This window comes from Bacillus sp. NEAU-242-2, from assembly GCF_027853835.1.
Lineage (GTDB): Bacteria > Bacillota > Bacilli > Bacillales > Bacillaceae > Bacillus > Bacillus velezensis.
This window is the reverse complement of sequence record NZ_JAPNNY010000005.1, coordinates 228,507-241,653: the sequence shown is the minus strand read 5'-3', so window position 1 is coordinate 241,653 and position 13,147 is coordinate 228,507. Positions and strand designations below refer to the sequence as shown.

General features: G+C 46.1%; 14 protein-coding genes. 7 read left to right on the top strand and 7 right to left on the bottom strand.

The window, feature by feature from the left end; all coding sequences use genetic code 11:
* Positions 1-147 precede the first annotated feature (147 nt).
* The 5 genes from OWN49_RS16130 (at position 148) to OWN49_RS16110 (ending at position 4,134) form a co-directional block, all read left to right on the top strand.
* Positions 148-465: a YjdJ family protein gene (locus OWN49_RS16130; protein WP_176283152.1), complete on the top strand. Its 318-nt coding sequence runs from the start codon at positions 148-150 to the stop codon at positions 463-465.
* Positions 466-579: 114 nt separating this feature from the next.
* On the top strand, positions 580-1,266 hold the full coding sequence (locus OWN49_RS16125) for a PspA/IM30 family protein (protein WP_025853951.1): 687 nt from the start codon (positions 580-582) through the stop codon (positions 1,264-1,266).
* Between the two features lie 50 nt (positions 1,267-1,316).
* Entirely contained in the window at positions 1,317-2,342 is a 1,026-nt protein-coding gene (locus tag OWN49_RS16120) for a TFIIB-type zinc ribbon-containing protein (protein WP_176283153.1), read from the top strand.
* Positions 2,342-3,103 (top strand): TPM domain-containing protein, encoded by a 762-nt coding sequence (locus tag OWN49_RS16115; protein ID WP_173613080.1) that lies wholly within the window; start codon positions 2,342-2,344, stop codon positions 3,101-3,103. The genes OWN49_RS16120 and OWN49_RS16115 overlap by 1 nt, the downstream gene beginning before the upstream one ends.
* 26 nt (positions 3,104-3,129) lie before the next feature.
* Positions 3,130-4,134, top strand: a complete 1,005-nt coding sequence (locus OWN49_RS16110) for an SPFH domain-containing protein (RefSeq protein WP_146276245.1) — start codon at positions 3,130-3,132, stop codon at positions 4,132-4,134.
* A 42-nt stretch (positions 4,135-4,176) separates the two neighbouring features.
* On the opposite strand, the gene OWN49_RS16105 is transcribed toward OWN49_RS16110, so the two are convergent.
* From OWN49_RS16105 to OWN49_RS16090, 4 genes are all read right to left on the bottom strand, one after another.
* Positions 4,177-6,108, bottom strand: coding sequence for an acyltransferase family protein (locus OWN49_RS16105; RefSeq protein ID WP_176283154.1), 1,932 nt, complete (start codon positions 6,106-6,108; stop codon positions 4,177-4,179).
* Positions 6,109-6,379: 271 nt separating this feature from the next.
* Complete coding sequence (gene rsiV, locus OWN49_RS16100; RefSeq protein WP_176283155.1) at positions 6,380-7,240, bottom strand: anti-sigma-V factor RsiV; 861 nt, start codon at positions 7,238-7,240, stop codon at positions 6,380-6,382.
* Positions 7,240-7,737 (bottom strand): RNA polymerase sigma factor, encoded by a 498-nt coding sequence (locus OWN49_RS16095; protein WP_003155802.1) that lies wholly within the window; start codon positions 7,735-7,737, stop codon positions 7,240-7,242. Before OWN49_RS16095 ends, rsiV begins: the two co-directional genes overlap by 1 nt.
* Positions 7,738-7,925: 188 nt before the next feature.
* Entirely contained in the window at positions 7,926-8,966 is a 1,041-nt protein-coding gene (locus tag OWN49_RS16090) for a 2,3-butanediol dehydrogenase (protein ID WP_003155800.1), read from the bottom strand.
* Between the two features lie 359 nt (positions 8,967-9,325).
* Here OWN49_RS16090 and OWN49_RS16085 point away from each other — a divergent pair, with 359 nt between their 5' ends.
* Positions 9,326-9,694 carry an RlpA-like double-psi beta-barrel domain-containing protein gene (locus tag OWN49_RS16085; RefSeq protein ID WP_007408877.1) on the top strand — a complete coding sequence of 123 codons (369 nt, stop codon included), beginning with the start codon at positions 9,326-9,328 and terminating at the stop codon, positions 9,692-9,694.
* Positions 9,695-9,759: 65 nt separating this feature from the next.
* Complete coding sequence (locus OWN49_RS16080) at positions 9,760-10,806, top strand: TolB family protein (RefSeq protein WP_176283156.1); 1,047 nt, start codon at positions 9,760-9,762, stop codon at positions 10,804-10,806.
* Between the two features lie 30 nt (positions 10,807-10,836).
* Here OWN49_RS16080 and OWN49_RS16075 read toward each other — a convergent pair whose 3' ends face one another.
* The 3 genes from OWN49_RS16075 to cotA all read right to left on the bottom strand — a co-directional run bounded on the left by OWN49_RS16075 (position 10,837) and on the right by cotA (position 13,049).
* On the bottom strand, positions 10,837-10,995 hold the full coding sequence (locus tag OWN49_RS16075) for a hypothetical protein (protein WP_176283157.1): 159 nt from the start codon (positions 10,993-10,995) through the stop codon (positions 10,837-10,839).
* A gap of 98 nt (positions 10,996-11,093) precedes the next feature.
* Entirely contained in the window at positions 11,094-11,303 is a 210-nt protein-coding gene (locus tag OWN49_RS16070) for a cold-shock protein (protein ID WP_007408879.1), read from the bottom strand.
* 207 nt (positions 11,304-11,510) lie between these two features.
* Entirely contained in the window at positions 11,511-13,049 is a 1,539-nt protein-coding gene (gene cotA, locus OWN49_RS16065) for an outer spore coat copper-dependent laccase CotA (protein ID WP_101562785.1), read from the bottom strand.
* Positions 13,050-13,147 lie beyond the last annotated feature (98 nt).

The following is a 13,147-nucleotide window of genomic DNA, read 5'->3' as shown; positions in this document are numbered from 1 at the left end:
ACTTTAGAAAGGCATCCAGTAAATTGAACCGCTGTGAAGTACATACAATAATGTTTTTATCCGTTCTGAGTAAAACCAAGTTTCTGCTGCTGCCGTCATGTACAGTGTGACGGCCTGTGATATTGAACCGCGGAGGAATGTTTTTTTATGAAACATGTTTTTCTTATTGTGCAATGCGCGTTTTCTGTTTTTTGTTTTCTTTGTCTCGCCGCTGTCAATTGGTATCAGGGGAGTGAGCTTGTTTCTGATTCGTTTGATTGGAATGATACGGCTAAATTCTCAAAGCTTTTGAATGGGACGGATACGATTACAAGTCCGGAACAGATTTCGCAGTTGGATTTCTTTGTGTATGCTGCGAAGCATTATCCGTTAGTGAGCGGGTTGATGATCGGGCTGTTTGTTTATTTTTTGTTCTCACTGTATCTGCTTGTGAGGAATTTCCGTCGGCACAAATGGGCTGAATGAGACTATTTTCATATAAAAATACATAAATTCAAGAGGAAATGAAACCTTTTTCGAAAAAAACAGTATATATAACTGTGAACTTGTTACTATTAAATTTTGGGAGGAAAATGAAAAATGAGTATTTTAGGAAGATTTAAAGACATTATGTCAAGCAATATCAATGCGCTGCTGGATAAAGCTGAAAACCCTGAAAAAATGGTTGATCAATATTTACGGAATCTGAACAGTGATTTAGGAAAAGTGAAAGCGGAGACAGCTTCTGTCATGGCTGAGGAACAGCGGGCGAAAAGAGCATTAACGGAATGCCAGGCTGATGCCGAAAAGATGGAAAGTTATGCGATGAAAGCGTTGCAGGCCGGCAATGAAGCCGATGCGCGGACATTTTTGGAAAGGAAAACGGCTGTTGAATCAAGACTGACTGAACTGCAAACGGCTTATCAGCTCGCTTCTTCCAACGCGTCTCAAATGCGCAAAATGCATGACAAGCTTGTCGCTGATATCGGAGAGCTTGAGTCGCGAAGAAATGCCATCAAAGCGAAGTGGTCTGTGGCAAAAACGCAGGAGAGAATGAACAAATTGGGGTCCTCTGTGTCAAATGCGGGCCAATCGCTGACAGCTTTCGGCAGAATGGAAGACAAGGTCAACCGGGCGCTTGATCACGCCAATGCGATGGCTGAGCTGAACGCGTCTCCGAAAGACGATATTGACGAGCTGACGGCTAAATATGACAGCAATCAAAGCAGTGTCGACGATGAGTTGGCGGCGCTTAAGCAGAAAATGCTTTTCAGTAAAGATCAATAGACAGCGGGCTGCAGTTTTGTCCGATATAAAGAGAAAGTGAGAGAAACAGAATGATCATTTCTTATAAATGCCCGAACTGCGGCGATGATATGGTCTTTGACAGTTCATCCGGCATGCTGACATGTCACAGCTGCGGGCGGCAGGATCAGATTGAGAGCCTGCCAAAAGAGTATATAACGACGAGATTTTCCGAAAATGAGGCGAACGAGTACCGTTGTGAGAACTGCGGCGCAGTATTAATGACTGAGGCGGAAACGACGGCCACGACGTGCGGGTTTTGCGGAGGAGCCGCTGTTCTCGCCGACCGATTATCGGGAAATCTCGCGCCTTCGATGGTGATCCCTTTTACGATCAGTAAAGAAGAGGCCATGAGCGCTTTTAAAAAGTGGTGCCGAAACGGCCGTCTGACACCGAAAGGATTTATGACTGCCGATCGGGTGAAGAGCATAACCGGCATGTACGTGCCGTTTTGGATGTTTGACTTAAACAGCAAGGTTCAGGTCAATGCCGTTTGTACGAGAGTGCGTCACTATGAAGATGGAGAATACCGGGTGACGGAGACCGAGTATTACAACGCGTACCGCGATATCAATCTTGATTATCTCAAAATTCCGGTCGACGCTTCAGAAAAAATGAATGATGAATTAATGGACAAATTGGAGCCTTACTCATACAGTGAGCTGAAGGAGTTTAATACGGCCTATTTAGCGGGATATATAGCGGAAAAGTACAATTATACCGATGACGATCTTTTTCCGCGGGCGAAGGATAAAATCAGCCATTATATTGATTCTTATATCAGATCCACCTTCTCCGGGTATACGACGGCTGACATTACGGATGAGCAGATTCAGACCGATAAAATCAGCAGCTTTTACGTACTGCTTCCGGTCTGGATGGTCAGCTACGACTATGAGCGGGCTGAGCACATTTTTGCGATGAACGGGCAGACGGGCAAGGTTGTCGGCAAACCGCCGATCAGTGCCGGAAAAGTGGCCGCGTGGTTCGGCGGCATAACCGCCGGTGCGTTTTTAGCATTAAGACTCGTCTCACTTATGATAGGAGGCGGTTTTTAATGAAAGTACCGATGAAAAAAGCGTGTCTCTTCTGCTTCGTCCTTTTTCTGATGCTGTCTTTTTCTTTACATACATCGGCGTCTGCCGCGGAACAGAAGCAATATGTTTATGACAATGCTCATTTATTAACGAAGGATGAAACGAAGAAACTTGAGGAATTGGCCGGGAAGCTGGGAGAAAAGCGCCATACCGATTTTATCATTCTTACCGCAAACGGAACGGGCGGTAAGGAGATCGAACAGTATGCCGGTGATTTTTATGACAGTCATTTTAGCGGAAGCACGGCCATATTGACAATTGATATGAAGGATCGGGAAGTATTTCTCTCCGGATATAAAAAGGCGGAGACGTATTTGAACAGCAGCCGGCTGAATACGATCAGAAATACGATCTCGTCAGATATTTCCGCAGGCCATTATGAAAAGGCGTTTCAGACCTACATCAAGATGGCTTATAAAGATATGGGGAAAAGTCCGGACGACAAGTCTGACAATCTGCTGCTCACATGGTGGTTTCAGCTGATTATCGCTGCAGCCGCGGCCGGAATCGCCGTCACCGTGATGGTGTACAATTCCGGCGGCAAGGTCACCGTCACCGGCAGCACGTATATGGATCACGATACGTCTGAAGTGCTGAGCCAGCATGACACATATATCCGGACCGACATTACAAGAGAAAAAAAGCCAGATAAAGATAATGACAATGACGGCGGAGTCACGAGGGGCGGCACGAGTTACAGCGGAAGCAAGGGAAGTTTTTAATTTATATGTAAAGGATTTGAGCATACATGGGTTTTTTCAGAAATCAGTTAGCAAATGTGGTGGAATGGGAAGAATTCAGAGACGACATGGTTTTCTATAAATGGAACAACCGTGAAATTAAAAAAGGCAGCCGTCTGATCATCCGGCCGGGACAGGATGCCATCTTTTTATACAACGGGAAGATTGAAGGGATTTTCCGTGATGACGGCGATTATGATATCGAATCAGAAATCATTCCGTTTCTATCGACACTAAAAGGGTTTAAGTTTGGCTTTAACAGCGGCATGCGGGCGGAAGTGCTGTTTGTGAATACGAAGGAGTTCACCGTGAAGTGGGGCACAAAAAACGCCATCAACATTCCGGCGGCAGGTATGCCGGGCGGTATGCCGATCCGCGCAAACGGCACATTTAACTTCAAGGTCATTGACTACATCGGATTGATTGATAAGATTGCGGGTGTCAAAGACAGCTATTTAGTAGAGGACATTAAAATCCGGATTACGTCTATTCTCGATCAGCTTTTGATGAAATGGATCACCAGAGAAGGAAAAGACATGTTCAATCTGCAGTCGAATTCATTTGAAATCGGAAAAGGGATTCAAGAAGATCTTGATATGCAGCTGATCGGAGACGGCATGTCGATTACGGGCTTCAATATTATGAGCTTTAACTATCCGCAGGAAGTTCAGGATATGATTACGAAAAACGCTTCTTACGGCATGGTGGGCGATGTGAACCGCTATCAGCAGATTTCCATGACGGACGGCATGTCATCCGGCAAAATGAGCGGAAGCGGCGCCGCCTCAGACATGGCGGGCATGATGATGGGAATGAATGTGGCAAATCAAATGATGAACCAAATGAATCAAAATCAGCAGAATCAGCCGCAGCAAGATCAAAGTCAGCAGGATCAGGGGACGGCGCCGGCAAACAGCTCGGAAGGAGCGGCTAAGCCGAAATTCTGTCCGAACTGCGGAACGAAAACGGAAGGCGCGAATTTTTGCCCGAATTGCGGACAGAAACTTGCCTGATGATATACGAAAAAGAGGCCTTTTTGGGGCCTCTTTTTTTTGTCATGATTTCATTGTTTGAACGATGAGGGATGTCAGTGCTTTTGATCCCTCAGGTATGAGATGGACGCCGTCCGGTGTGAAGTATTCAGGGTGCTGCAATGCTTTTGCGTGCCAATCGACAAGCGTCACATTTTTGCGTGACTCGGCCTGCCGGCGCAATGATTCGTTTACTTTGCTTTCCCACTGCCGCGGTACACGCGTGTTGACAAGATAGATATCGGCTTTTGAAAAGGAGCTGATCAGTGATTCAATTTGGCTGTTTGTGAAATAGCCATTCGTCCCTAACTCGATGATGACCGCTTTGTTCGGCTGATTAAATGACGCATATTCCGAAGTGAGCTGGAGTGCTTGAGAGACTTGTCTTCCTACCTTTCCGTCGATGGTGACATGAGGGAGGGACTGCCGCAGGTATGACGCAATGTCCAGCATCACCGAGTCACCGATGGCCAGCACGTCTTGCTGAGGCTGTGCTTGTTTTGAATCAGCCGTTTTTTGAGATGACCGTTCCTTTTTCTCGTCGGTTTTCTTCGTTTCTGATTTGTCTGCTGGTTCTTTCTTGTTTTTGTCTGACGCGGTATCCGTTTTTTCGCCGCCGTGTTTTTTCTTGCTGTCTTCTTCTTTTGCAGGCTGATCGTGATCGGCCGTTTTGTGCGAAGAGGCGGCGGTTTCTTGCTGATCATTCTGCGCGTACGTCCATTGCGGCTGTTTTTTCTCTTCGGCTATCCCTGACAGCCCGCCCGCAAATACGAGAATGGCGGCAAGAATGAGGCCGAGCAACATTCTGCTGATGACAGAGGACGTCTTCCATTCCAGAAAGCGGTTCAGAAACACGCGGCGTAAAAATGGCCGGAAGCCCGCAGTGCGGATCGGCTGTTCAATGAAATGGTAAGATAGCTCGGCAAGAATGAAAGTGGCGCCGATTCTGACGGCGCAGTGCCAATAAACCGGATTTCCGATTTCCTGCACGGGTGTGCTCAGTACGAAAACCGGGTAATGCCAAAGGTAGATTCCGTATGATCTCGTTCCGATCCAGCGAAGCGGCTTCCATGAAAGAACATGTCCCAAAAAGCTGCTCGGATGGCATAAACATGCGACAAGAACCGCTGCGGTGATGCTGATTAAAAGCATGCCGCCCTTGTACAGGAAGGGTTCATATTCATCCGTGTAAAAGACGCAAAGCAGCAGCGCGGCAAAAGCGGCAAGCTCCGTCCCGTGAAGCAGGTGTTTCATGCTGCTCGGCAGCCGTTTGGAAGATAATCGTTTCATCGGCCACACTAAAGCTAAAGCGCAGCCGATCAGCAATTCAAATGACCGGGTATCCGTCCCGTAATAGACGCGGCTCGGATCTCCGCCGGGCACATACATCATACTCATTACGACTGCCGAACATAACGCGATAAACATGACCGCGGCCGCAAGCCGGGCCCGTGTTTTACATATGTACATTCCCGCAAGCAGCAGGAAGGGCCATATGATATAAAACTGTTCTTCAATCGCCAGCGACCAAAGGTTTTTTAATGGCGAAGGGGAGCCGAAGCTGTCGAAATAAGAAAGTTGATGAAAGATAAACCACCAATTGCTTATGTAAAAAAGTGAGGAGACCGCATCTCCGCGTACGGTATGCAGGAGCTCGCTGTTAAACAATACGACCCAAATGACCGTCGCGATAATCATGAGATAAGCCGCCGGCAGAAGCCGTCTGATCCGGCGCACCCAAAAATCACGCAAATCAAGGGTGATGTCATTGCCCTGGGCAGGCAATATAATAGATGTAATTAAATACCCCGATAAAACAAAAAAGATATCAACACCAATGAAACCGCCGTCGGCCCAGTTAAAATTCAGATGATATGCGATAACTGCGAGGACGGCAAAGGCGCGAAGTCCATCCAGTCCGGGAATATAGCGGTGATGCAGTGACTTGTCTGACATGGTATTCCTCCAATAATGTGTGCGGAAATTCTCGCTGTTTTGCGGATAGCTATAGCTGATTTCTGTACAGTCTTCCATTTGTTCCGTTAATTAGACGCATTCGGAAGGGGATTTTGTTTCAGAAAAAATGTATGAAATGCTGTGATTTTCTTAAACTTTTCAGCCTCCGTCCGGCGTCTGTTATATGAAAAGGGTCCCTTATGCATCTTGGCTGTTGCGGGACGAAAGAAAAAATCCATGATCTGCGGATATCATGGATTTTTTTCTTTCTTTATCTGATGTAGCGGTCTCCGACAAGCAGCTTGGAGATGACGGAGGTCGGTATTGTAAACTCTGTAACGCCCATATATCCGGGTGCCGCTTCGTATTCATCAAATGAAATAACAAGTTTGTGCTTATCTGTAATATAAAAATTCTGGTCGGCGCGGATGGCTTTAAAAGGCTCCGTCATATCATCTTCTTCGACCCAGTATATTTTATTCGGATCTTCTTTCATCTGTTTTTTCATTTGTTCTTTAATATTTTCGCTGATGACTTTAATATAACGGTCATCTTTAAATAAGCTCTTTAACGTAAGCACGGCCTCATTCTTTTTATCAATCGTGATGTATCTGCTTTGCGTATAAGCGGAAGCTTGTGTTTTTTCGATATCACGGCGGATTGAGATCAGATCCGCTGTGTCAGTAACGGTTTCATAATCGCTGTAAATACTGAGGTGGCCTTTTTTGCTTTTTGAGGTCGCCTTCATAAATTCCTGATACAGCTCTTTGCTTTCTTTCATATAATGCCGGTTGATGCTGTCTTCGAGTTTATGATCGGAAAGTCCGGACAGAGCGGGCGTTTTCACATCAATGCTTGATTGGTTCTTTTCTTCCTTCATCTCCACGAATGTGATGGCTTGGACGACTTTGCCGATGACGGGGATTTTAGACATGGCTTGTGCGGCATCCGGGTTGATATTGACAACGGCGGTAAATAAGACGGCCGCAGCGACTGCCGCGGATGTCGGCCACATCACGATTCGTTTTTTCTTCGGTTTTTGCTGAAGGGCTTTTTCGACAATGCTGTCCAGTTCCTTAGGAATGGGCACACTTTTATACTCTTCTCTTAATTGTTCTAATCTCTTTTCCATTAAGAAAGATCCTCCTTCGTCAGCTGAATGCGCATGAGCTTCAGCCCCCTGTAAAGGCGTGTTTTGACGGTGTTGATGTTTTCCCCCGTGATGTCCGCGATTTCTTCTAATTTCAGGTCTTCAAAGAAACGCAGAATGATAATGGTTTTATATTGATGCGGCAGGTCATCAAGCGCTTCGTGAAGGTCTGTGTCTTTGTAGTGATCTTCCTTTCCGCGGCTTAAAAACTCGATCGTTTCATCGTCCATCACTTTCAGTTTTTTCTGTTTGCGGAGAAAATCAATGGCCGTGCGCACTAAAATTTTATAAAACCAGCTTTTGATCACATCGGGGTTTTTGACGGATTCGACCGATGTCAGCGCTTTTTGAATTGATTCCTGAACAATATCTAACGCGTCATCCTTGTTCTTTACGTAACTGTACGCAAGCCGGTAAAAGTCTTCCTTGCGCTCAGTTATGCACGTCACAAGCGACGCTTTGGCTGTTTCGTTCTTCATTGCTTCAAAGGGCTCCTTTTTAAAAAATACGTATCATAGGCTGCTGCCTAAGGATAGACGGGACAGGGTGAAAAATAGTTTGCGCAGAGGGGGTCATTTTTAAAAGGAAAAGGAAGGAAAGACGATGAGATGAAAAAAAGAGCCGGAACGGCTCTTTTTTGGATGTGTCTGATATTCAGCTGAACGGTTTAGTTCGGTTTGACTAAGATTTTTACTTGGTTTTTCTCTTTGATTAAAGCGCCGAAGCCTTCTTCAATGAGATCGTCGAGCACGATTTTTTTCGTGACGAGCTTATCTGCTGAGAAGTAGCCCTCTTTCATCAGTGCAAGAACGGAAGGGAAGATGTCACGGTATCCGATAATCCCTTTTACGGTCCGTTCTTTGATGACGATATCGTTCGGATGAATTTCCGCTCCTTTTTCCCAGATGCTGACGATAACCGTTTCACCGGCAATGTTTGTTGACTGGATCGCCTGGCGGAGAACGACAGGAACGCCTGTTACTTCATAAGAAACATCAACGCCGCCGTTTGTGCGTTTAGCGATTTCTTCAACGACATCGTCCGTTTTTGACGGATCAATGATGATAGCGCCGAGTTCTTTCGCTTTTTCCTGACGTTCCGGTGAAAGTTCAACCGCGTAAATATCTGTGGCGCCGGCCGCTTTCAGGGCTTCAATCACAAGCAGCCCGATCGGTCCGCAGCCAAAAACTGCCGCCTTGTCGCCCGCTTTTAATTTGCTTTGGCGGACGGCGTAAAGCGCTACCGCTGACGGCTCAACAAGCGCGCCCTGTTCGTAAGAAAGCTCTTCAGGAAGCTTAAACAGCAATTCTTCGTCAACCGATACATATTCAGAAAATCCGCCGCCGCCTCCGGCTAAGCCTAAGAATCCCATTTGTTCATCAAGGTTATAGGCTCCCTGATGTCCGTGTGTGGCAAAAATCGGTTCCACGACGACACGGTCGCCGACGCTGTAATTTTTGACGCCTTCGCCCACTTCCACGACTTCTCCTGAGAATTCGTGACCCATCGTGACGGGCGCCATTTCGTTTGTTAACGGATGAGGTTCGCCGACCGGAATAAAGATCGGGCCTCCCAAATATTCATGAAGGTCGCTTCCGCAAATCCCGCACCATTTGACTTTAATTTTGACTTTACCCGGTTCTGCTTTAGGTTCATCAATGTTTTCGATTCGAATGTCTTTTTGATTGTGCCATCTTGCCGCTTTCATTGATTATCACTCCTAGTCTGATTGAAACGAGTATAGGTACATGATCAATATGAACCACGGTTAAAAGGAATAAAGTGCTTCCTAAAGCCTGATTTCTCAAAATATATCATATTATGCAACTATCAATAGGCCTTATAAAAAGTCCATATTGAATGCAGAAATACTCTATGAATATTATAACGCTAATGAATTAAATTTTGTAGTATAATTTACCATGGAATTATATAGAACAGGTAATTGTGCCGTCGTTATGTGCATGTCTCATCACGTTGTAATGAACATGTAAAGTGATTGAAATATTATAATCGTCTTCTTGGTGTATAATTTTGCCTAGAATAAAGAATCAGGAGGACGAAAGCTTGAAGAAGTTATTCTTAGCCTTATTGATTTTAGCAGGAAGCACGCTGGGAGCGATCAGTTACTCTTCTGATGCAAGTGCTAAAAAAGTGAACGGAAATATTACATGGTATAATGGAGTCGGTAAAAAAGGATCTTCCGGTAAAAAACTGGGACACTGGGATTGCGCGACAAAATTAGGATTTGACGTTCCGAGAAACGGAACGAAAATCAGAGCTTATGCGAAAGCAAAACCGAAAAAGGTTATCACAGTATACAAAAATGATGTAGGCCGTCTGCCGAATGCCGTGTTGGATGTCAGCCCGAAAGCGTTCAAAGCGCTCGGATATCCATTAAGCAAAGGAAGAGTATCCGGACACTACAGCTATTAAAATAGACCATCTTAAAAAGCAAGGACTCTGATTCTTGCTTTTTCTGATTGACGGAGAGATTGATAATGAAGAAGAAACGATGGATCTGGATTTTGCTGGCCGCCGTTTTGGCGGCGGCGGTCATCGCGTCCGTTTTACTGATTAAAGGAAAAAGCGACGGCGGCGGAAAAGCTGTTGTCTCCGGCGGCCATGACAAGCTGCTAGTTTCCATTACAGACAAAGATCTGATGACGAAATATTACGAGGACGGCCGCGTGCTGTACGAGGAAAAGCTTTCGGCATATCCGGCGTTTGCACTCGATGACGCCCATCAGGTGCTCTATTTTGTCGGGAATAATGACCAAAATGAGATGCGTCTGTATAAGCTTGATCTGAAGACGAAAAAGAAGACGGTGCTTTATAAAGGAACGGCAAGCGCTGACAGTCTGTTTTTATCAAAGGATCTGACGCACATTTATTTCCGTCTCGGAAAAGCGGATGAAGATATTTTCCGTCTCGCATCTTTTGATTTGAAAACGAAACGTTATGAAAATCTGTATCCTGCCGCTGATGAGAAAGACGACAGTGTAAGCAGCTTCTTTTATAACCGCAGCCAAAACGATTTTGCGCTTCTGCATTATTCCGTCAAAGAGGATTATCAAAAAACGGATGAGGCAAATGAGAAGGGGATTGACCCTGAACCGACGAATATCCGGTTTGCAGCAGGAGCGGGCGAACACCTTCAGGACCTGACAAACCTTGAACAGTTTATCAGCGGCGTGGCGGTGTCACCGGACGGTAAGAACCTTGTCTTTACATCTTATACACAAAAAGGGACGGAACAAAAAGCGTCCATCCGTCTGATGAATGTCAAAACGAAAAAAGATGAAACGATTATCTCAAACGGGAAGGACTTCGCTCCGCTGATTGATGCCCAGCCTCAGTTTTCTAAAGACGGCAGCATCATTTATTTCATGGCGGAAGCAAAAGGCGCTAAGCGTCTGAAGGATGAAACGGGGCGGAATGCGAAGGTCCGGACCATTTATGCTTATCATTTGGATACGAAAAAATGCGAAAAAGTCTGGGAAAATGACAACGGCATTATCAATAGTTTTTCCGTCATCCAATCATGAAAAAAACACTCAGCGCCCGCTGGGTGTTTTTTAATGAACAAAGCTGGCTGCGGCTGAGGCGAGCCGTTTGAAAAAACGGAGAATCGGAACGGCAAAATGAAGCGTTTCGATGAATGACTGTGCGGCAAGGTTCATTTTCCGCCGTTTTGCCATTTCCTTCAGATCTTTCTGCTGCCGATCGTTTTTCATGTTCATTGCTCCTTTGCATCGTAAAAGGACATGATAACGCAAAGGCCTCTCATGAGACATGGAGGCCTTCTCTATGTTGAGACTCGTAAAAGGGAGGTCTAACTTGATGCCGTTTGATTATTGTTTTGGAGATTTACCAACGAACGGACGCCGTCGATCATTTTACTGCCGCAAAGGGGGCAAGTCGGGGTATCACTGCCGGCAAAATTCTTTCTGCTCCAGCCGATACAGTCCTCTTTTGTGCATTCCCACGTACTGACATCTTCTTTAGGCAGCGGTTCCTGATTACGTTTGTTGTAGTAAGACATAAAGTCACTTCTTCCCTTATGAATTTTCGTGCACTCCTTCATTGTCTCATACTTTTCCCTAATCTCCTAATTCCTTTTTCTATCCAGATTTCCAATGAGGGTGCATCGTCTTCCTGTTATTACAGTATATGCAAATAAGCGCCTTCTTATTTTTTCTTTTTGGATAAATAAAAAAAGCCCCTTCTGGAGAAAGGGGGGGATGTTTGTTTACTGCTTATCCGTGACGTCCATCGGTCTCATCATGTCGTAATCTTCGTGCTCTAAAATATGACAGTGCCATACGTAGCGTCCGCTGTATGGAGCGAAAGTCGCCGCGATTCTGATGACTTCCCCCGAGTGCGCCTGCACGGTGTCTTTCCAGCCTTTTTCACTTGGAGGAGGCGGGACGGCGGGGCCTGTATACACAATGTCGCCGAATTTGTTATAACGCTCTAAGTCAAAGGGACGCCGGTCAAGGATTTGGAAGGAAACAAGGTGCAGGTGTATCGGATGGGTTCCCCCCATCGGATTGATAATCGACCAGATTTCCGTTGTGCCAAGCTTCGGCGCTTCTGTCACAGGATCATGCCATCGCTTGTTATTCAGCGTCAAAACGGGCCGGCCGTATTTGTCTTGCGTATTTGTGAGTTTAAGCGTCCTGATATTGTGTATTCTCTTTGATGTCACATTAGGCATTGTTGAAAGATATTTAGGCTTCCGGCTTGTGTCTTCTCCCTTCAGCGGTTTTGTGACGCGGAATTGCATCACATTGGCGTCTGTATCCGGATCGACGTCGCCCCCGCAGCCGGTGCCGTTCGTTAAAATGATATGTTCTCCGTCAAAGGAGGAGAAATCGATGAGCACATCATACCGCTCTGCCGGGGCTAAGCTGATAGATTGTGTTTTGACCGAGCGGGGAAGCAGTCCGCCGTCAGAACCGATTTGGATAAACTTCCCGCCGTTATTGAGCGAGAGAGAAAATGTTCTCGTATTGGAAGCATTAAGGATGCGGAAACGATATGTCCGCGGTTCAACTTCCATATACGGCCACGCTTTACCATTGACGAGAATGGTATTTCCGCAAAAAAACGGGACGATGGAAGGGTCGGGCAGCGTTTCGGAAGGGTTAGCAGGTCCGCTCGGATAAGACAAGGAACCGTCGTCATTTAACGTGCGGTCCAAAATCATAAGCGGTACGTCGTACTCTCCGGAGGGAAGCTTCAGCTGCTTTTCTTTTCGCTCGCGGATGATATACATCCCGGCAAGCCCGGCGTACACATTGAGCCTCGTAATCGCCATGGCGTGATCGTGATACCATAACAGAGCCCCGCGCTGTTTGTTTGGATAATGGTATACCTCTTTCTCAAAATAAGGACCCGTTTCCTTAAAGTCCTTCGTGAACCATGCTTCCGGGTAGCCGTCGCTGTCCGGCGGCGTTGCTCCTCCGTGTAAATGGACGACGGTTTTGACATCGGGGTCCTGATGGCCGCTTTCTGAATGGTGAATGGTATGATCCACGGGCAGAAAATGCTTATCCGGCAGGTCATTCATCCATTTAATATAGACGTTTTCATCTTTGTTCACGTCGATCGTCGGGCCGGGAAACAAACCGTTATACCCCCAAAGCCGGGTCGGCGGGAGATCGCGGTGCAGCTTGTGAAAGCATTCCTTCATGGTGACTTCATAATACGTGCTGCCGTCTGATTTCTTCTGCGGCTGGAGTGTTTCGATAATCGGCAGTTCATCTGCAAATTTTTCTAGTGCCATTTTTCATCCTGTCCTTATCATTTATTGAAATCCTGTACTACAGTTAATGCTGCCTAGAACAGGTTGGTTAAAAAAACACCCGCCCTTTTTTGAGGGGG